General features: G+C 70.4%; 16 protein-coding genes. 9 read left to right on the forward strand and 7 right to left on the reverse strand.

Annotated elements, in window-relative coordinates:
• Positions 1–96: 96 nt before the first annotated feature.
• Genes GTY96_RS01125 through purF form a run of 3 tightly spaced genes read right to left on the reverse strand, consistent with a single transcriptional unit; the run spans position 97 to position 4,494 of the window.
• Positions 97–1,464, reverse strand: a complete 1,368-nt coding sequence (locus tag GTY96_RS01125) for a sigma-54-dependent transcriptional regulator (protein ID WP_143897665.1) — start codon at positions 1,462–1,464, stop codon at positions 97–99.
• The gene (locus GTY96_RS01130) at positions 1,461–3,131 is read right to left on the reverse strand and encodes a sensor histidine kinase (protein ID WP_143897667.1); all 1,671 of its coding nucleotides are present in this window, start codon (positions 3,129–3,131) and stop codon (positions 1,461–1,463) included. Before GTY96_RS01130 ends, GTY96_RS01125 begins: the two co-directional genes overlap by 4 nt.
• Positions 3,109–4,494 carry an amidophosphoribosyltransferase gene (gene purF / locus GTY96_RS01135; RefSeq protein WP_143897669.1) on the reverse strand — a complete coding sequence of 462 codons (1,386 nt, stop codon included), beginning with the start codon at positions 4,492–4,494 and terminating at the stop codon, positions 3,109–3,111. Before purF ends, GTY96_RS01130 begins: the two co-directional genes overlap by 23 nt.
• A gap of 167 nt (positions 4,495–4,661) precedes the next feature.
• Between purF and GTY96_RS01140 the strand changes: the two genes are divergently transcribed.
• Both GTY96_RS01140 and ypfJ read left to right on the forward strand, forming a co-directional pair.
• On the forward strand, positions 4,662–5,978 hold the full coding sequence (locus tag GTY96_RS01140) for a neutral/alkaline non-lysosomal ceramidase N-terminal domain-containing protein (RefSeq protein ID WP_161663642.1): 1,317 nt from the start codon (positions 4,662–4,664) through the stop codon (positions 5,976–5,978).
• Positions 5,979–6,129: 151 nt separating this feature from the next.
• Positions 6,130–6,987 (forward strand): KPN_02809 family neutral zinc metallopeptidase, encoded by an 858-nt coding sequence (ypfJ, locus tag GTY96_RS01145; RefSeq protein WP_161663643.1) that lies wholly within the window; start codon positions 6,130–6,132, stop codon positions 6,985–6,987.
• A gap of 10 nt (positions 6,988–6,997) precedes the next feature.
• On the opposite strand, the gene GTY96_RS01150 is transcribed toward ypfJ, so the two are convergent.
• The gene (locus GTY96_RS01150) at positions 6,998–7,438 is read right to left on the reverse strand and encodes a hypothetical protein (RefSeq protein WP_161663644.1); all 441 of its coding nucleotides are present in this window, start codon (positions 7,436–7,438) and stop codon (positions 6,998–7,000) included.
• A gap of 348 nt (positions 7,439–7,786) precedes the next feature.
• On the opposite strand from GTY96_RS01150, the gene GTY96_RS01155 reads away from it, so the two are divergent.
• Positions 7,787–9,331 carry a parallel beta-helix domain-containing protein gene (locus GTY96_RS01155; protein ID WP_161663645.1) on the forward strand — a complete coding sequence of 515 codons (1,545 nt, stop codon included), beginning with the start codon at positions 7,787–7,789 and terminating at the stop codon, positions 9,329–9,331.
• 39 nt (positions 9,332–9,370) lie between these two features.
• A complete protein-coding gene (locus GTY96_RS01160; RefSeq protein WP_328700751.1) occupies positions 9,371–10,597 on the forward strand; it encodes an SO2930 family diheme c-type cytochrome in 1,227 nt (408 codons plus the stop codon).
• Positions 10,598–10,600: 3 nt separating this feature from the next.
• On the opposite strand, the gene GTY96_RS01165 is transcribed toward GTY96_RS01160, so the two are convergent.
• On the reverse strand, positions 10,601–11,878 hold the full coding sequence (locus tag GTY96_RS01165; protein ID WP_161663647.1) for a dicarboxylate/amino acid:cation symporter: 1,278 nt from the start codon (positions 11,876–11,878) through the stop codon (positions 10,601–10,603).
• 535 nt (positions 11,879–12,413) lie between these two features.
• Between GTY96_RS01165 and GTY96_RS01170 the strand changes: the two genes are divergently transcribed.
• The 3 genes from GTY96_RS01170 to GTY96_RS01180 all read left to right on the forward strand — a co-directional run bounded on the left by GTY96_RS01170 (position 12,414) and on the right by GTY96_RS01180 (position 13,943).
• Positions 12,414–12,848 carry a hypothetical protein gene (locus GTY96_RS01170; RefSeq protein ID WP_161663648.1) on the forward strand — a complete coding sequence of 145 codons (435 nt, stop codon included), beginning with the start codon at positions 12,414–12,416 and terminating at the stop codon, positions 12,846–12,848.
• 146 nt (positions 12,849–12,994) lie between these two features.
• Positions 12,995–13,186 (forward strand): hypothetical protein, encoded by a 192-nt coding sequence (locus GTY96_RS01175; RefSeq protein WP_143897685.1) that lies wholly within the window; start codon positions 12,995–12,997, stop codon positions 13,184–13,186.
• Between the two features lie 40 nt (positions 13,187–13,226).
• Positions 13,227–13,943: a S8/S53 family peptidase gene (locus tag GTY96_RS01180; RefSeq protein ID WP_143897687.1), complete on the forward strand. Its 717-nt coding sequence runs from the start codon at positions 13,227–13,229 to the stop codon at positions 13,941–13,943.
• On the opposite strand, the gene GTY96_RS01185 is transcribed toward GTY96_RS01180, so the two are convergent.
• Positions 13,933–15,750 carry a S8 family serine peptidase gene (locus GTY96_RS01185; RefSeq protein WP_161663649.1) on the reverse strand — a complete coding sequence of 606 codons (1,818 nt, stop codon included), beginning with the start codon at positions 15,748–15,750 and terminating at the stop codon, positions 13,933–13,935. The genes GTY96_RS01180 and GTY96_RS01185 overlap by 11 nt on opposite strands.
• A 120-nt stretch (positions 15,751–15,870) precedes the next feature.
• The gene (locus GTY96_RS01190) at positions 15,871–17,985 is read right to left on the reverse strand and encodes a catalase (RefSeq protein WP_201755750.1); all 2,115 of its coding nucleotides are present in this window, start codon (positions 17,983–17,985) and stop codon (positions 15,871–15,873) included.
• Between the two features lie 340 nt (positions 17,986–18,325).
• On the opposite strand from GTY96_RS01190, the gene GTY96_RS01195 reads away from it, so the two are divergent.
• Together GTY96_RS01195 and GTY96_RS01200 are read left to right on the forward strand one after the other, a co-directional pair.
• Positions 18,326–18,880 (forward strand): Uma2 family endonuclease, encoded by a 555-nt coding sequence (locus GTY96_RS01195; RefSeq protein WP_161663650.1) that lies wholly within the window; start codon positions 18,326–18,328, stop codon positions 18,878–18,880.
• Between the two features lie 122 nt (positions 18,881–19,002).
• On the forward strand, positions 19,003–19,560 hold the full coding sequence (locus GTY96_RS01200; protein ID WP_143897693.1) for a Uma2 family endonuclease: 558 nt from the start codon (positions 19,003–19,005) through the stop codon (positions 19,558–19,560).
• Positions 19,561–19,754: the final 194 nt, after the last annotated feature.

Raw genomic sequence — 19,754 nt, forward strand, 5'->3', positions numbered from 1 at the left:
CGCGCGGATGCGACGCGGTGCGACTTCAAGAAATTTTCATCGACCCGGTGACTTCAAAAACCTTTCATCGCTCCCGCGCGGGCACTGCAAATCCCTTCAAGCGTCGCCCAGGCGCTTGAGGAAGGTCGGGTAGGACAAGCCGAGCGCCTTCGCGGCCTCCATGCGCCGGCCGCCCATCCGCTCCAGGACCCACCGCGCGTAGGCGCGCTCCACGTCCTCCATGGCCAGCGGCTCCTGCACGCTGAAGGCCCCGGGCGCCACGGCGGCCGGGCTCTCCGTTGGCGCCGCGCCGCCGGTGGGGGCGCCGCCGCCAATCACCTCCAGCTCCAGCCCGCTTCCGGACTCCAGGACCAGCGCGCGCTCCAGGATGTTGCGCAGCTCGCGCACGTTGCCGGGGAAGGCATAGGCGGCGAGCCGTGCGCGGGCCTTCGCGCCCAGGCTGACGTCGCGCCGGCCCAGCTCGCGGCCCAGGTCCGCGAGCATGCCTTCGGCCAGCGGGAGGATGTCCTCGCGCCGCTCGCGCAGCGGGGGCACGTCGATGCGGAACACGCCCAGGCGGAACCAGAGGTCCTCGCGGAAGTTGCCGCCGGTCATCTGGGCGGGCAGGTCGCGGTTGGTGGCGGCCACGATGCGCGCGGTGCTGGTCTGCTCCGTGGTGCCGCCCAGCCTCCGGAAGCGGCCGGAGTCCAGGAAGGTGAGCAGCTTCGCCTGGAGGGGCAGGGGCAGCTCGCCCACCTCGTCCAGGAAGAGCACGCCGCCGTGGGCCACCTCCACCAGTCCGCGGCGGGCGGTGCGCGCGTCGGTGAAGGCGCCCTTCTCATGGCCGAACAGCTCGCTCTCCACCGTCTGTTCAGGCAGGGCCGCGCAGTTGATGTGCACGAAGGGCGCGCCGCCGTCCTTCGACGCGAGCGCGTGCAGGTGCCGGGCGAGCTGCTCCTTGCCCACGCCCGTCTCGCCCAGGAGCAGCACCGGGCTGCGCGGCGACGCGGCGATGCGCTCCAGCATCGCGAACACGCGCTGCATGGCGGCGGACGCGGGCGGCACCAACCGGCGGCGGCCGGACAGCTCCGCCTCCGCCATCTCCAGGCGGTCGCGCAGGCGGCTTGCGTCCACGGCCCGGCGCGCGCGCAGCACCAGGTCCGCCAGCTCCACGGGCTTGGCCACGTAGTCCGCCGCGCCCATGCGCACCGCGTCCACCGCGCTGGCGATGTCCCCGTGCGCCGTCACCATCACCACCGCCACGCTGGGCGCGTGCGCCTTCAGCTCCGGGAGGAACGACAGGCCGTCGCCGTCCGGCAGGCGGCGGTCCAACACCACCAGCACGGGCGTGGCCTTCGCGAGTTCGGCGCGGGCCGCGTGCAGCGAGTGCGCGACGGTGAGGCTGAAGCCCTCTCGTTGGAGCGCCACCGCGGCGATGGAGGAGAAGGCGCGGTCGTCATCCACGAAGAGGGCGGGGAGGCTCATGGCCGGGGCGCTCGGGGAAGCTGGAGGAGGAAGCGGCTGCCGTCAGGGAGGCGTTCGAAGGTGAGCTGTCCGCCCTGATGTTCCAGCGCCTGCCGCGTCATGGCCAGTCCCAGGCCGATGCCCTTCGGCTTGGAGGTCCGGAAGGGTTCGAAGAGGTGGGCCTCCACGTCCGCGGGGGGACCCCCGCCGTTGTCGTCCACCGTCACCGCCGCGGCGTCCTCGTCGAGCCGGACCTGCACGCGCACCAGGGGGTGGGTCACCTTCCCCAGGTCCTTGGCCGCGACCGTGGCCTCCATCGCGTTGCGCACCAGGTTGTCCAGCGCGGTGGTGAGCAGCAGCGGGTCGCACGACAGGGGCACCGGGCCCAGGGGCAGCGTCACGTCCACCCGCACCTCGCCCGCCTCCGGCAGCGAGCGCAGGCCCTCCACCACGTCGCGCACCAGCTGGGACAGGTCCACGTCCACGCGGCGCACGACGGGGGGCTTGCCGAAGTTGAGCAGCGACGTGGCCAGGTGGGCCAGCCGGTCGATCTGCCCGTGCAGCGTGCGCACCACGAGCCCGCCCTCGCCCTCCGGGGAGACGAGCCCGGCGGCGGCCTTGAGGCCGTTGAGGGAGTTCTTCACCTCGTGGGCGATGAGGCTGGCGGCGCTGCCCAGCGCGGCCATCTTCTCCTGCTGCGCGGAGCGGACCTCCACCTCGCGGAACAGGCCATAGACGCGGCGCCAGTGGACGGTGAAGAGCACCAGCGTGCCCACCTGGAGCAGCGCCAGCACCAGCAGCTGCACGAGGAAGCGGTCGCGCAGGTTGGCGAGCAGCGCCGACTCGTCCGCGGCGAGCACCAGGTGCAGTCCCGTGCCGGGCACGGGCGTGGCGGTGAGGAAGGTCTCCGGCATCGCGTCCAGCGACGGCGGGCGGGTGCCCTCGCGGATGAACTCCCGCAGCTCCCCGGACGCGCGCGACACGCTGGCCCACGAGGGGGGCGCGTTGGGCAGGAAGAGGTCCCCGGAGGCGTTGAGGACCAGCAGCTCCAGGTCGTTGCTCAAGGGACGTCCGCCCGGCAGCGCCGTCTCCGTGTCCAGCAGGCCCGCGAACACCGCGGTGGTCCGCCCTTCGCGCACCACCGGCACCGCGACGACGAAGAGGGACGCGCCCGGCGCGATGGCGTCCACCACCGACGTCTGGCGCGCGAGCACCTGCTGGAACCAGGGGCGCGTGGCGAAGCTGTCCTGGGCCTGCTCCTCCGCGAGCGGCGGGTCGCTCCAGCGCAGCTTGCCCTGCGCGTCCAGCACCATCACGCCCGCGTGGAAGAGGCCGGCGCGGGGCGTGGTGAGGTCCTGGAGGTCCTCCGTGGGCAGCTCGCGCTTCACGTCCGGGCCCACGCCTTCGGACACGCGCAGCAGCTCCGTCTGGAGCAGCTTCAGGTGCAGGCCCAGCGCCTCCGCGTAGACGCGCGCCTCGCGCGTCATCCGCGTCTGGAACTCCGCGCGGGCCCCCGCCACGTCGCTGCGGTAGGAGAGGAGCGGACCCGCGACGGCGACCGCGCCCAGCAGCAACAAGCCCGCCAGCACGGAGCGGACGAACTGCCGCTCCGCCTGCGCGAGCCCGGGCCGACCCGGGGCCGGGGACAGGTCCGGCGCGGGTGACTCAGGCGCTGAGCTTGGCGTCACCGGTGCCCTGGTGGGACAGCTTCTCGGTGAGGTACTGGCCGGAGAAGCACGCGGTGCAGTAGGTGGCGCGCTTCGGATCATCCACCGCGGTGCCCAGGCCCTCCAGCGACAGGTAGCCCAGGGAGTCCGCCGTCACGTACTTCGCGATCTCCTCCGTGGTGTGGCTGGCGGCGATGAGCTCCGTGCGGCTGGGCGTGTCGATGCCGTAGTAGCAGGGCCACTGCGTGGGCGGCGACGAGATGCGCAGGTGCACCTCCGACGCGCCCGCGGCCTTGAGCATCTTCACGATCTTCCGGCTGGTGGTGCCGCGCACGATGGAGTCGTCCACCACCACCACGCGCTTGCCCTTGAGCACCTGGCGCACGGCGGACAGCTTCAGCTTCACGCCGAAGTGGCGGATGGACTGCTGCGGTTCAATGAAGGTGCGGCCCACGTAGTGGCTGCGGATGAGGCCCACGTCATAGGGGATGCCGCTCACCTGGGCGAAGCCGATGGCGGCGGGCACGCCCGAGTCCGGCACCGCGATGACCAGGTCCGCCTCCGCGGGCTGTTCACGGGCCAGCTGCATGCCCAGGCGCTTGCGGACCTCATAGACGCTGGTGCCGAAGAGCACCGAGTCCGGCTTGGCGAAGTAGACGTGCTCGAAGATGCAGCGGCCCAGCCGCGCGGCGGGCTTGAAGGGCATGCTGGCGCGCAGCACGCCGTTCTCGATGACGACCAGCTCGCCGGGCTCCAGCTCGCGGACGACCTCCGCTTCGATGAGGTCCAGCGCCGTCGTCTCGCTGGCGAGCACGTAGGCGCCCTCCTTCATCTTGCCCAGCACCAGCGGCCGGAAGCCGTTGGGGTCGCGCACGGCGATGAGCTTGTTCTCCGTGAGGAGCAGGATGCTGTAGGCCCCCTCCACCCGGCGCAGCGCCTCCACCAGCCGCCCTTCGAAGGACGGGAGCTTGGAGCGGGCGAGCAGGTGCATCACCACCTCCGTGTCCGCGTCCGACTGGAAGAGGGCGCCCTCCGACTCCAGCTCCGCCTTGAGCTCCGCCGCGTTCACGATGTTGCCGTTGTGCGCGATGGAGAACTGGCCGCCCGCGTAGTTCACGAACAGCGGCTGGGCGTTCTTGAGCTGGCTGCCGCCCGCCGTGCTGTAGCGCACGTGGCCGATGGCCGCCTCTCCCGGCAGTCCCTCAATCACCGGAGCGGTGAAGATGTCCGCGACGAGCCCCATCTGCCGGTGCGCGCGCAGGGTGTGGCCGTCGGACGAGACGATGCCTGCGGACTCCTGTCCGCGGTGCTGCAGGGCGTGCAACCCCAAGTACGTCAGGTTGGACGCCTCTCCGTGACCCACGATTCCGAAGATGCCGCACATGGCGCGCTGCCTTACCCCTTTCGACCGCGAAGCGGAACAGGAACGCACGCCTCGACGTGAGGTATTCCACCCGCAGTCGACGTCGGCCCCTGTAGGCCAGGCAAGGTGGCGTGGGCCGAAAGGTAGGCGCCGTCTGGAAAGAGGGGAGCGGTTAGGCTCCCCGCGGCATGTCCATCTTCCGGCGCTCCCTCCTCCGCACCCTGCTGCCCTCCGCCTTGCTAACGGCGGGGGCTGCGTACGCGCTCGCCTCCTGGAACTGGTGCGGGCGCTGGGAGGAGCGGACGCCCCAGGTCCTGTCCCAGGTGCGGGGCGAAGGCTCCTTGCGTGCGGGCGCGGCGAAGGTGGCCCTGTCCCCGCCCTTCCCGGTGGTGTTGGCCGGCTATCCGCCACCCAGGCCCGAGGCGAGCCAGGCCGAGCTTCCCCTCCACGCCAGGGCCGTGGTGCTGGAGGCGGGCGGTGCCCGCGTGGGCGTGGTGTCGCTGGAGCTGCTCTTCGTCACCCCGGAAATCGTGGATCAGGTGCGGGAGCGCGCCGCGCGGGCGGGGGTGAGGGAGGTGCTGGTGGTGGCCACGCACACGCACTCCGCCTTCGGGGGTTATGACTCACGGTGGGTGGCCCAGCTCTCCGGGACGGGGCGCTACCGGCCCGCGTCGGTGAACGCCGCGGTGGCGGGCGCGAGCGAGGCGCTGGAGAAGGCCGTGGCCTCGCTGGCGGACGTGACGCTGGAGGTGGGCGGGGCGGCGGACGCGGGCCTCGTCTATTCGCGCACGGGCGGAGAGGTCCCCGACGGCCAGCTCACGCGCGTGGTGCTGCGCGGGGCGGACGGGCCGGTGGCGGAGGTGCTGGTGTTCGCCGCGCACGCCACGCTCCTGGGCCGCCGGCAGGCGCTGGTGGATCCGGACTACCCGGGCCGCTTGAGCGCGCTGCGCGAGGAGGCGGGCCAGGGCGTGACGCTGTTCGTGCAGGGCAGCGAGGGCAACGCCTCCGTGGCCTTCTCCGAAGGGGAGGGCGCGGGGCGGGCCATGGGGGTCGCGCGCAAGCTGTCGGCGCTGGTGGACGGCGCCACCCCGGGGCCCGTGGCGGGGCCGGTGCGGCTGGCGTTCGCGAGGGTCCAGGTGGCCTTGCCCCGTCCGGACGCCTCGCGGCTGGTGCCTGCCTTCACCCGGGCGGCGGGGGACAACTTCCTGTGCGGCTCCTCGCCGCGCGAGGCGGAGGTGGACGCGCTGGCGCTGGGGCCGCTGGCGCTGCTGACCGTTCCCGGGGAGCCCACCACGGGCGCGGGACGGGCGCTGGCGTCCCTCTCGGGCGCGACCCATGTGCTGGGGCTCGCCAATGGCTACGTGGGCTACGTGGACACGCCGGACCAGGTGAGCGGAGGAAAGGGGGAGTCCCGGCGCCAGTACTTCGGCCCCTCCCTGCTGGAGCGCCTGGGCACCGCCGCGCGCGTGGCGTCCGGCGCGGTGGGGTTCGCTCCCGGGACCTGAGCCGGGCCTGCCCGCCGACGGCCCGTCCACCCGCCTGCCCCTGCGCCTTCCTGGCGGCCAGTCGTCCCGGGGCCGTGCCGTCGCCGACGGAGGGCCCGCTGCCTACCTTGGTCCTCGGGTCGTCGCGGCGCTTGAGCGGAGGGGGCACGGGATGAGGTGGCAAGGCGGGCGTCGCAGCTCGAACATCGAGGACCGGCGCGGAGGCGGCTTCGGGCGCCCGCTCGCGGTGGGCGGTGGCGCCGCGTCGCTGGTGGTGGCGCTGCTGGTGATGCTGCTGGGCGGCGACCCCTCCGACGTGCAGGTGGGTTCGCGCGCTCCGTATTCGCAGCCGGGGACGGGCGGGTCGGGGCAGGCGGTGGATCCCCAGCAGGAGCAGATGAAGGACTTCGTCTCCGTCGTCCTCGCGGACACGGAGGACACCTGGCCCGGCCTGCTGGAGCCCCTGGGCGTGCGCTACGTGCAGCCGCGACTGGTGCTCTTCACGGACGCGGTGCGGTCCGCGTGCGGCTTCCAGCAGAGCGCGGTGGGCCCCTTCTATTGTCCGGGCGACCAGAAGGTGTACCTGGACCTGGGCTTCTTCGACGAGCTGGAGCGCCGCTTCGGCGCACCCGGTGACTTCGGCCGCGCGTACGTCGTCGCTCACGAGGTGGGGCACCACGTGCAGAACCTGCTGGGCATCTCCCGGAAGGTGCGGTCGCTGCGCGGCCGGGTGAGCGAGGCGCAGGCCAACCAGCTCTCCGTGCTGACGGAGCTCCAGGCGGACTGCTTCGCCGGCATCTGGGCCCACCACGCGCAGCAGGAGCGCGGCCTCCTGGAGAAGGGCGACGTGGAGGATGGCCTGGGCGCGGCCAGCGCCGTGGGGGATGACACGCTCCAGAAGCGCGCCCGGGGCTACGTCGTCCCCGAGTCCTTCACCCATGGCTCCTCCGCGCAGCGCATGGCCTGGTTCAAGCGGGGCCTGGACCAGGGAACGCTGGAGGCGTGCGACACCTTCAACGCCCGGCGCTGAGGCCCCGCGCTCAACGAGCCCGAGGAGGCCGTGAAGTGCCCGTGCCGTTCAAGGGCTGCTGGAGCTGGTACGTCCCATTCAGCGGCTGCCGGAGCTGGTACGTCCCGTTCAGCGGCTGCTGGAGTTCATACGTCCCGTTCAGCGGCTGCTGGAGCTGATAGGTGCCTTCGAGCGGCTGCTGGAGCTGGTACGTCCCAATCAGCGGCTGCTGGAGCTGATAGGTGCCTTCGAGCGGCTGCCGGAGCTGGTAGTCGACGGCGGAGGGCTGATACCAGTAATTGTCCCAGAAGGTGCCCTCGTCGGAGCTGTTTGTCAGTGATTGCGGGTCATCCAGGCTCTGTGAGTCATTGCCCCCGGGGGCAGCCTCCGCTTCGTCCTGCTGCGCCATGGCCGCCGTGGCCTGTCCGACGGCGAGCGTCACCACCAGGGTCATCAAGGTACGGGTGCGCATGGAATCCTCTTTTTTCCGTCGCGGGAGAGGGAGCCGCGCCGCGACCTGCCCCATGAAGATGACCGCCCGGGTGGGCGGAGGGGAGCACCGGTGGAGGCCGGCTCGGGCCCGTCCGACCGGCCGCCTTGGAACCCTGCGTCAGTCGCGTTCCGAACACATTGCGGACGAAAGGCTTACCGCGTGCGCGTGCTTTTTCCGCGTGGCCAAAGGGGCGCTGCGTCAAATCACAAACGTGTAACTTGTGCTTGTCGTCAGTGTGTCTTTGCTCCGAGCATGCCGGCTTCCTGCTGCTTCGCGGGCCCGGGTGCTTCCTGGGGACCGGGCGGGGCGGCCTCTCGGAGGAAAGACATGCCCCGTTCGCAGTGGATCCGCGCCTCGTGCGCGACCGTTCTGGCCCTGGTGGGGGCCCTGTCGATGACCGCCTGCTCGGATGATCCGGATCCCACGCCGGACTCGGGCGTGAAGGTGGATGCGGGCACCGACGCCGGCACCGATGCGGGCACCGACGCCGGCACCGACGCGGGGTCGGTGGACACGGGCATCCCCTGGGATGGCGGCAGCGCGGGGACCTTCTCCTGCGAGGGCAAGGCCCAGGCGACGCTGAGCTTCGCGCCGGGGCAGGAGGAGACGCTCCAGGACCAGGTGAACACGCTGGCCGAGTGCACGACCATCCAGCTGGCGCCGGGCACGTACACCTTCGACAACGCCATCACGGTCCGCCAGAACGGCATCACGCTGGTGGGCGCGGGCAAGGGCGTGAAGGGCGAGGGCACGGGCACGGCGAACAGCACGGTGCTGGTGTTCACCAACGCCGCGGCGAACTCCAACGGCCTGGACGTGGTGGGCAACCGCTTCGAGGTGCGTGACCTGGCGGTGTGGAACGCGAAGAAGGACGCCATCCGCGTGGAGTCCTCCACGGACGTGGTGATGCGCCGGGTGCGCACCGAGTGGGCGGAGGCCGACAAGGAGAGCAACGGCAAGTACGGCCTGTACCCGGTGAAGTCCAAGTACGTCCTCATCGAGGACTGCGAGGCCTACAACGCCGCGGACGCGGGCATCTACGTGGGCCAGACGGAGTACGCGGTCGTGCGCAACAACGTGGCCCGGCAGAACGTGGCGGGCATCGAGATCGAGAACACGAAGTACGCCTACGTGCTGGGCAACACCGCGAAGGACAACACCACGGGCCTGGTGGTGTTCGACCTGCCGGGCAACCCCATCAAGGGCACCGACATCCGCGTGAAGAACAACACCATCACCGGCAACAACCGGAACAACTTCGCGTCGGTGGCGGCCAGCAGCAGCACGGTGTCGCAGGTGCCGGCGGGCACGGGCACGTTCATCCTGGCGTCGCGCCGGGTGGAGCTGACGGGGAACACCTGGGGTGACAACAACTCCGTGGACGTGGCGGTGCTGAGCGGGCTCGCCATTGAGTCGGACCCCGCGCAGTGGGTCGCCGGTGGCATGAACTTCGACAGCGCGGACATCAGCATCCACGGCAACACCTTCACCGGTGGCAGCGGCGACTCCGTGGACAACGGCAAGCTCAACCAGCAGCTCCGTCCGCTGGGCGCGCTCCTGGCGACGCTCTACGCGTACGGCGAGACGCAGGGCACGCGCGGCGTGGAGCACCTGCTGTGGGACGGCCTGGATCCGTTCGGCCACGACCGCTCGCGGGTGAACCCCATCAACATCTGCTTCAGCGGCAACACGCTGCCCCAGGGCACCGCCACGGCCATCGTGGACCTGGACCTGCTGACCGCCGGGACGCTCGCGACGGAGGGGAACCTGCCCGGCGCGTGGGCGAAGACGCGGCACTACGCCGCCACGGGGACCGCGTTCGACTGCGCGGGCTTCAACCCCGCGCTGACGATTGGCGACTTCATCAAGTAACCGCGGTCAGGGAGCGTGACACCCATGTGGACGCCGTTCGTGAGCCCTCGTTTCTCCGTGGTGCTGCTGGCGCTGACGCTGGCGGCCTGCGGCTCCTCCGACCCGGAGGTCCCCGGGCCGTCACCCGACTCGGGCATCCTCGTGCCGGATGCCGGTCTGGAGGATTCGGGGGTTCCCGACGCGGGCGTGCCGGATGCCGGTCCCGTGGACGCGGGCGTGCCGGATTCCGGGACACCCGACGCGGGTGACCCGGATGCCGGACGTGTGGCCATGCCCTCCTCGCTGTCGGGTCTCGCACTGTTCACCGGAAGTCCGGCGGACGGGGGCTGGGCTCCGGTGGAGGGCAACATCCCCTACACCCTATCCACGGCGCTGTTCTCCGACTACGCGGTCAAGTCACGCACCCTCTACATCCCCCCCGGCAAGGTGGCGCACTACCAGTCCAAGGACGCGCTGGACCTGCCGGTGGGGACGCTCATCACGAAGACGTTCGCCTTCCCCGCGGACCTGCGGGCTCCGGACCAGGACGTGCGCCTCATCGAGACGCGCGTCCTGGTGCGCCAGCCCACGGGGTGGGAGGCGTGGCCCTACGTCTGGAACACGGAGCAGACGGAGGCCACGCAGGCCACCGGGGGCCGCTCGCGCGACGTGACGTTCATCGACCTGGAGGGGCAGACGCGGTCGTTCAAGTACTCGGTGCCCTCCAAGAACCAGTGCCAGCAGTGCCACCACCTCCAGGACGACACGGGGGCGCAGGTGATGCACCCCATCGGGGTGAAGGCGCGCTACCTGCACCACGAGAACACCTACGGCGGAGTGGCGCGCGACCAGCTGGAGTACCTGGCGTCGCTGGGCAAGCTGGACGGGCTGCCCTCGCTCGCGGAGCTGCCCAGGGCGCCGGACGCGTTCGACCCGCAGGCGGCGGACCTGTCCACGCGGGCGCGCACGTACCTGGACATCAACTGCGCGCATTGCCACAACCCGAAGGGGACGGCGGGCATCACCAGCCGGCTGTTCCTCAACTTCGACAACCCGGACCTGTTCACGCTGGGCGAGTGCAAGCGCCCGGGGTCGGCGGGCAGCGGCGTGGGCGGCGAGTTCGACATCGTCCCCGGCAACCACGCCGAGTCCATCCTCTGGTACCGGCTGGACACGGAGGAGTCCGGCAAGATGATGCCGCAGATTGGCCGCACCGTTCACCACGCGGAAGGCTCGCGGCTCATCGCGGACTGGATTGATTCGCTGCCGGCGAAGAGCTGCAAGTAGGGCTCAGGCGGCGGGCGACGGGGGCTCCTCCAGCCCCACGTTGCTGGACGCGCGGTTGTAGACGTCCAGGTCCAAGAGGCCCTCCTCGCGCGCGACCAGCACCGGCACCAGCATCTGGCCGGTGACGTTGGTGAGGGTGCGCATCATGTCCAGCACCCGGTCGATGGCGAGCAGGTAGCCCAGCCCCTCCAGCGGAAGCCCCGCGGCGCTGAGGACGACGGTGGTCATCACCACCGCCGTGCCGGGCACGCCCGCGGTGCCGAAGCTGCCCAGCACGGACGCCAGCAGGATGATGAAGAGCTGGGGCGCGGACAGCGACAGGCCGAAGTACTGCGCGATGAAGAGCGACGTCATCGCGGGGTAGATGGCGCCGCAGCCGTCCATCTTGATGGTGGCGCCCAGCGGCACGGCGAACGCCGCGTAGTCCGCGTTGACGCCCAGGTTGTGGGTGACGCTGCGCAGGGCCACCGGCATGGACGCGAAGCTGGAGGAGCTGACGAACGCCACCTGCATGCCGGGCGCGGCGCCCCGGAAGAAGCGCAGCGGGTTGAGCCCGTGCGCGAGCAGCAGGCCCCCATACACGAACACGACGTGCACCGCGCACGCGAGGTACAGCGTGAGGACGAAGGTGCCCAGGGGCAGCAGGCGTTCGAAGCCGTAGGTTCCCACCAGCGCGGCGATGAGGCCGAAGGTGCCCAGCGGCGTCAGCTCCAGCACGAAGCGGGTGACTTGGATCATGGCCGCGCTGGCCTCGCCCACCAGCTCCCGCAGGCGGGCGGTGCGCTCGCCCAGCTTCACCAGCGCGAAGCCCAGCAGGCCCGCGAAGAAGATGACCTGGAGCATCCGGCCCTCGGCCAGCGCGGCGAAGGGGTTGGTGGGCACCACGTCCAGCAGCACCTGCACCGGGCCGGGCACCTGCCGGGGCTTGTAGTCGGAGGCCACCTGGAGCTGCCCCACGCCCACGCCGGGTCTTGTGAGGGCGGCGGTGCCCAGGCCCACGCTCACGGCGAGCGCGGCGGTGACGGCGAACCAGAGGAAGGTGCGGCCGCCCAGCGCCGCCACGCTCTTCTGGCCGCGCAGCGCGGACACCGCGTGGATGACGGCGAAGAACACGAGCGGCGTGGCGATCATCCGGATGAGCTGGACGTAGAGCGTGCCCAGGGGCTGGAACCATGTGCCCGCACGGTCGCCCAGCGCCCACCCGGCGAGCGCGCCCAGCACGAAGGCGCCCAGCACGCGCTGCCAGAAGGGGATGCGGAACCAGCGGGCCCAGGGCTTCATCGCGCGACACCTCTCACGGCGGTGGACCGGCAGACCCTAACCGCCCCGCGGCCCGCGCGCCGCACCGCGCCGGGGGCTCCCGGGCCATCGCGGTGGGTCTCCCGGTCTCCAGGGCTTCGCGCTGGATGACGCCCCGGGCGCTGTGGCGGGGAGTGTCACGACCGGCCCACGGCCGTGGCGGATTGAGTTACAGCGCCTTTGTCATTGGTGGAAAATTGCAATGAATTGCATGCCGAGTGGACAGGGCGGAGGTGGGGCGTGGCTTTTGCAGAATTCCAGGCCAAGTCGGGAATCATCCTGGCTGTGATTGCCTCCGAGACCATCCATGAACCGCCACTTCCGCCTGTCCTCGACGCTCTCCGCCTCCCTGCTCCTCGCATCGGTTGGCGCGTGGGCTGGCGAGCCCCGCGCGGCCCCCACCCCGTCACGCGCGGAGCGTCCTACCTCGGCTGCCGCTGCCTGCGTGGATCTCCGGGGGGACCTCGTCCAGGCCGCCGGGGCCGCGGGGGTTCCCATCCATGCGGAGCAGTTCGGCATGACGACGACGGAGGACTTCTCCTTCGCTGGTTTCAGCATCGCGGGCAATGAGCAGACCCCCGCCACGCAGTTCGGCACGGGGGTCGAGTCCGCCTTCGTCTATCTGAACGCGCCGGGCTCCGGCATCCCGGCCGGCTTCTACCGCCTGGTCGCCCGCGCCGATCCGCGGGACATCCGGATTGGCAATTACTCCGGCTTCGTGGACTTCCAGGCGCTGGATGGCAGCACGTCCGCGAGCGTCGTCGCGACCTTCAACACTCCTTCGCTCTCCGCCCCCAATCAGCCGAACGTCCCCTTGGTTGGCTATTCGAGTGGGATTTCGGTCGGGAGCGGCTTCCTGACCATCAACGCCAAGTCGTACAGCTCCGTCTGGCTCAGCCTCCTCTACTCCAACGGCACGGTGCTCCAACTCGTCGTGGCCATCAATGGCTGAGCGCTCCGAGGTGGGAGCCGGTCCGGGGCCAGCGAGGTTGGGACAGGGGACGGCGCGGACTCCAACTGCTTGCCTCGCCCCGCTCCGGGATCGGCTCTATGCTCCTCGTCGCTTTTTTCAATCAATCCAATGCTTGGAGTGCTCCCGTGAAATTCACGAGCAGGGATGTGTCTCAGTTGCTGGCGGAGGTGAGTGGCTCCGAGGACCTGGTGGGCTACGCCTGCGCCACCTCGATGCTCAACGGCTACGCCTTCACCTGGAACGGCAACCAGTGGGTGGGGACCTACTACCCCCAGCTCACGCTCCCGGTCGGTGAGGACTCGCGCGGCGCCTGCTAGCGCGGGGGCGTTCGTCGGGAATCAGGAGGCCCGGTCCAACGTGAAGGTCGCCGTCGTGGACAGCGGCGTGTCGGTGGGGTTCCTGCGGGGGCAGTCGTTGGCCCTCGCGGGAGCCGCCAGCTTCACGCTGGACCGGGAGGCCCGGCGGCTGGAGTCGCGCATCCATTCGCGCGAGGAGTTGGATGCGTGGCGGGGCGGGGACTCGTGCCTGGATGACCTGGAGGATGCGCACGGCCATGGCACGGCGGTGCTGAGCATCCTGCTGGATTCGGCCCCACCTGTTCCTGGCGTGGAGTGGTACGTCGCGCGGGTGCTGGATGGGCGGATGCGCGGGGATTCGCTGTGCCTGCTGGAGGCGCTGGAGTGGCTGACGGCGGACGTGCGCCCGGACCTCATCAACCTGAGCCTGGGCACCGTGAGCCGCGCCTTCGAGGCGCCGCTGACCGCGCTGCTCCAACAGGCCGTGGAGCAGGGGAGCGTCGTGCTGTGCGCGGCGGGCGCCGTGCCGGGCCTGCCCGCGGGGTTGCCGCCGGTGGTGACGGTGGCGGACGCGCAGACGGCCCGGGCGCTGGGGGACAGGGGCACCGTGGACCACGTCGAGGACGCGCCCACGGTGCGGCTGTTCACGGGCGGCGCCTGGGTGGAGCGCCCGATGACGAGCAGCTACGCCTGCGCGCTCGCGGGAGCGCGCGTGCTGCGTGAAGGCTGCCCGCCGGGATGGCGGCGTCACCGACCGGGGCCGGCCGTCACGGATTGACGAACAGGCCCGCGGTGCCGGTGTCGCAGTCCGAGAAGAAGCGGTACGAGTAGAAGGTGGGCGGGGCGCTGGTCAGCGCGGGGTACTGGAGGGTCCAGATCTTCCGCTGGGTCGTGTCCAGCAGGCTGCTGGCGGGATAGGACGGAATCAGATAGCTCGCCTGGGTTACGTTGCAGCCGCCCGACGGCGCGCCCACCGAGTCGAAGCTCAGCTGGAACAACTCGTTGTTCGCGAGCGTGATGTTCGCGCCCACCGACTCCACGTGGAAGGGCCCGTTGTTCGCGGACACGACGGCGAACTCGGCCCGTGGCTGCGCGGGGACGGAGGGAGGATTGAGCGTGGGCAGGAAGAGGGGCCGGAGCGTCTTGTCCACGGAGCCGAGCGAATGGAAGCGCGCGCGCACCGCGGCTTCGATGAGCGAGGGCGTCCCGGCTGGCACGGCGTCCACGAGGTGCGCCGCGAGCCCCGCAACGAAGGGCGCGGACATGGACGTTCCCGACAGGTATTCATAGGTATTGGAGGTCGTCGTGCCGGACTGCGGGTATGCGGCGAAGGTGGAGCGGATGGCGAGGCCCGGCGCCCACGCCTCGACGCAGGTGCCGTAGTTGGAGCCTGGGCCGGAGCCTGCCACCGTCCCGTTGCGGAAGCCGTCGACGCACATCTGTCCCGGCTTGCAGTGCAGCGGTGTCACGGGCTGCCCCCGGTCATCGATGGCGCCCACCACCATGATGCCGTCCGTCGTGGAGGCGGGACCGTAGGCGCGGGTGCATGCGTCCACGGAGTCGTTGCCCGCCGAGTTCACGATGAAGGCCCCTTTGTAGCCCGGTGCGGGCTGGGACACGGTGACCATGCGCGAGCCCACGGTGCCGGTGGACGCGAGCACGCCCGAGCCCAGGTTGAAGGAGAGGTTGATGATCCCCACCTTCCCGTGGGAGGTGATGTCCATCATGGTCCAGTCGAGCGCCTGGATGGCGGCGGCGGCCGTGACGTTGCTCGGGTTGCAGTGGTGCACCGTGTCCAGGGGCTCAGGTCCCATCACCGACACGGAGACGAGGGAGATGTCGGGCGCGACGCCCACGACGCCGGTGCTGTTCTGCTTCGCCCCGATGATGCCCGCCACATGGGTGGCGTGCGCGTAGCAGCCCACCAGTCCGTCCGCGGCGTTGCCTCCCGCGGGCCAGACGCGCTGCACGACGTTGAGGTCGGCGTGGAGCCCGATGCCGCTGTCCAACACGTAGACCTTCGTGGGGATCTTCGCGGTGGTGGTGGACGACGTGTTCTCCGCCACGGCGCGCTTGCCCCAGGTCTTCATCTCCGTGCCCGTGGAGTTCGTCCACAGGGCGCCGCTCGGAGAGGTGGCCTCGTCGGGAGTGATGCGCTCGACGCGCGGGTCCGCGCGAAGCCGCTCCACTTGTTCTGGCGTCAGGAAGGCCATGAAGCCCAGGCCCGCCCAGCTCGTCAGCCCGGTGGCCTGGAGGCCGTACTGCCGCTCCAGCTCGCGCACCAGGTGTCGCGCGGGCGTCTTGTGCCAGGACGCGAACCCGTCGAGCGGTGGCGCGGCCTGGGTGAAGCGGGCCTCGGAGCCCCGGCGCAGGTCGACGAGGTAGTGCACCCGACCGGACTCGTCCCGCACGAGTGAGGGACGCTCATTGTTCACCGGCTGGCCCCAGGCATCCGCGGGGTGGAGCAGGTCCTGCGTCACCACGACGACTCCGGGTGTCTCGGAAGCTGCGAGTCCCTGGGACAGCGCGGGAGCAGCGGACAGCACGCACGCGAGCGCGGCGGCGCGAAGATGGACGGCTTTCATGGACTTCCCCCTCTTTGAGAGGCGGTCATCCTGCGCGCAACGCAAGCGGGCTGGACAGTACGCCAGGAGTGGGGCGCGACCTCCGGAGCTTGGAGGTCGCGCCCGTGTCAGGCAGTGGACTCAGGCCGGGACGCGGTCGTGGTCCTGGCGGTCCCAGTGCCGGTGCTTCGCGAGCGCCTGGGCGAGCGCGGTGGCCAGCGCCTTGCCTGCCCCGGCCTTCGAGCCGGCGACGATGCCGGGCGCGGCCGGGTCGATTTCACACGCCTTCAGCACGTCCTCCGCGTCCTTGGACGCGCCCACCGTCTTGCAGTGCAGGTAGGCCTCCTGCACGAAGTGGCGTGCCTTGCCGTCCTTCTTCAGCACCGCGACGCTCGCGGCACCGCCGGGGATGAAGACGCCGTCGTATTCGATGGAGTCCGTGGTCAGCGCGCTCTTGTCCACCGGCACGTCCTGGCCGTTGGCGGCCTTCACCGTGCCCAGCCACCTGGCGATGACCTTCACCTGCGCGCCCTGGGCCTCCAGCTCCTTCTTCACCGCCATCAGCTCATCCGCGTCCACGCCGTTGGCGACCAGCGCGGCGATCTTCCGGGTCTTGATGGACGGGGGCATGGCGGCCTTCATCGCCTCCATGCTGAGGGCCTTGGAGGTGGCGGGCCCCTTGGGGGTGACGGGCGTGGCCTTGGGCGCGGGCAGGCCCAGCCCCTCCGCCACGGCGGTCACGAGCTGGGTGTCGATCTTCGCGAAGTGCTCCAGCGCGCGCTCCTGCACGGCGCGCGTCTCCACCTTGCCCAGCTCGAAGCGGCACGCGTCGATGAGGTGGGCCTGCTCCGGCGCGGAGAGGCTGCGGAAGAACAGCGCGGCCTGGCTGTAGTGGTCGTTGAAGGAGGGGGAGCGCTCGCGCACCTTCTGGCCGCTCACCTGCTCCGGGTGGTGCACGAAGCCGCCCTGCTGCTGGGACGCGAGGAACGGGCAGCCGCCGCCCAGCGAGTTGGGGAAGTAGTTCGCGCGTCCCGCGTTGCTCGTGTGCCGGCCGAAGCCGTCCTGCTGGTTGTTGTGCACCGGCGCCAGGGGGCGGTTGATGGGGAGCTCCGCGAAGTTCGGACCGCCCAGGCGCGTGAGCTGCGTGTCCAGGTACGAGAAGAGGCGCGCCTGCATCAGCGGATCATCCGTGAAGTCGATGCCCGGCACGATGTTGGACACGCAGTAGGCCACCTGCTCCGTCTCCGAGAAGTAGTTCGTCGGGTTGCGGTCGAGCGTGAGCTTGCCCACGGGCCGCACGGGGACGACCTCCTCCGGGATGAGCTTGGTCGCGTCCAGCAGGTCCACGCCCAGCTTCTGGGCGTCCGCCTCTTCCACGAGCTGCACGCCCAGTTCGTATTCGGGGAAGTTCCCCTGTTCGATGGCTTCGTAGAGGTCGCGGCGGTGGAAGTCCGGGTCCTTGCCCGCGAGCTTCTGGGCCTCATCCCAGACGAGCGAGTGCGTGCCCAGCAGCGGCTTCCAGTGGAACTTCACGAAGCGCGAGACGTTCTTCTCATCCACGAAGCGGAAGGTGTGGACGCCGAAGCCCTGCATCATCCGGAAGCTGCGCGGGATGGCGCGGTCGGACATGGCCCACATGACCATGTGCAGGGTCTCCGGGACGAGCGACACGAAGTCCCAGAACGAGTCATGCGCGGTGGCCGCTTGGGGGATTTCATTGTGGGGTTCCGCCTTGGCGGCGTGGATGACGTCCGGGAACTTGATGCCGTCCTGGATGAAGAAGACGGGGATGTTGTTGCCCACGAGGTCGAAGTTGCCCTCCTCCGTATAGAACTTCACGGCGAAGCCGCGCACGTCGCGCACGGTGTCCGCGGAGCCGCGCGAGCCCGCGACGGTGGAGAAGCGCACGAACACGGGGGTCTTCTTGTTGGGATCCTGGAGGAACTTCGCCCGGGTGTACTTCGCCTGGGATTCATAGACCTGGAAGTAGCCGTGGGCGGCGGCGCCGCGCGCGTGGACGACGCGCTCGGGGATGCGTTCGTGGTCGAAGCGGGTGATCTTCTCACGGAGGTGGAAGTCCTCCAGCAGCGTGGGGCCGCGTGCGCCGATGCGAAGCGAGTCGTCCGTGTGTTCGACGCGGACGCCCTGGTCCGTGGTGAGGAAGTTGCCCGTGGGCTCCGAGCGATCCCGGGCGAGCTGCTGCTCCTTGCTCTGCTCGTCGACGTGCACCGCGTCCGGCTGCTTCTGTGAGGTCATCGCACCGCCTCCTTCAAGGGGCGTGCAGCGTGCTCATTGGCGCGGAGGGCGCACGCCTCCACGCGCCTTGTCTGGAAGGTGCCGGACGGAGCGCGGCGAGGGTGTCTGGTGGCGCGCGTTCTGGACGTTGGCCAGCGAGCGTCAGGCGTCCTTCGCCAGAGGAGCCAACATCCTGCCGGGGTCGTGCCGTCGGGAGGCGGGCTCGGGGGCCGGAGAGGGGTGGGTTATCGGGAAGACGTGTGAGGTAGGTGTCATGGCTGACGCCCTGTGATGTCGGATGAGCGTGCTACGTCTTCCGCTCATGGATAGAGTGACGGGCGGCGAGGAGTGGAGGGAGTCCATGGGAAAGAAGCCCGCGACATACGCGGACCTGGAGGCGCTCCCGGAGCATGTCGTGGGAGAGCTTGTCGCGGGGGAGCTGTATGCAAGCCCACGGCCGGCGATGCGGCATGCCGTGGTGTCTTCACGGCTTGGGGGCGAGCTCATGGGCCCGTTTGGGAGGGGCAGGGGAGGGCCTGGAGGCTGGGTCATCCTGGACGAGCCCGAGCTGCACTTCGGTGATGACGTCCTGGTGCCGGATGTCGCGGGCTGGAGGAAGGAACGGATGCCTGTCGTTCCCGACACGGCGGCGACGTCTCTCGCGCCGGACTGGGTCTGTGAGGTGTTGTCCCCGTCCACCCGGACGCTGGACCGGGAGGCGAAGCTGCCTGTGTACGCGCGCGAAGGTGTGCGGCACGTCTGGTTGATGGATCCGAGGACACGCACGCTGGAGGTGTTCGGCTTGAGGGATGGACGGTACACGGGACTCCTCACGCATGTCGGGGCGGCGCCCATCCGGGCGGAGCCGTTCGACGCAGTGGAGCTGGACCTCGCGTTCCTCTGGGGGACGCAGTGAGCCGACGGTGGGAATAGACCTCTGAGGTCCAGTGGACTTCGAACGCCCCTGGACGTCAGACGGGCGTGCTACGTCTTCCGCTCATGGATAGAGTGACGGGCGGCGAGGAGTGGAGGGAGTCCATGGGAAAGAAGCCCGCGACATACGCGGACCTGGAGGCGCTCCCGGAGCATGTCGTGGGAGAGCTTGTCGCGGGGGAGCTGTATGCGAGCCCACGGCCGGCGTTCCCTCATCTCACGGCGGCCTCGTTCTTGATGGCGATCCTTGGCAATCCCTTCGTCTTCGGACTGGGTGGGCCTGGAGGCTGGTACATCGTGACCGAGCCCGAGCTCCAACTGGGAGACGACGTCCTCGTGCCAGACCTCGCGGGTTGGCGGCGCGAGCGGCTCCCCAGGGCGCCGAAGGTCGCGGCGCTGGCCCTGCCACCGGACTGGGTCTGTGAGGTGCTGTCTCCCTCCACGCGACTCCTGGACCGCAAGGCGAAGCTGCCCGTGTACGCGCGCGAGGGCGTGCGGCATGTCTGGTTCATCGACCCGGTCTTCCGCACCCTGGACGTGTTCCGATGGGAGTCGGGGCAATACGTGCCGCTCGCGACCCACACGGGAAATGGCCCGGTGCATGCCGAACCCTTCGAGAGCATGGCATTGAAGCTCGCCACGCTCTGGGACGAGCCGGGCTGACAGTGGACCGCTGCTTCCTGGCAGCGCATGGGGCAGGCGGACGGCCGTGCACCACGGATTCAGGTGCGCCTGGGCGCGAGGTACGGGAGGCTGAGGCCCATGGCGCTGTCTCCGTTCTCGATCCTCATCGCGCTGGGTGCCGTGTTGGGGCACCTGTCGCTGTTCCGGCGGCTCGTGTGGAACATCCCCCCGCG

Origin of the sequence: Corallococcus silvisoli (assembly GCF_009909145.1) — a bacterium.
GTDB lineage: Bacteria > Myxococcota > Myxococcia > Myxococcales > Myxococcaceae > Corallococcus > Corallococcus silvisoli.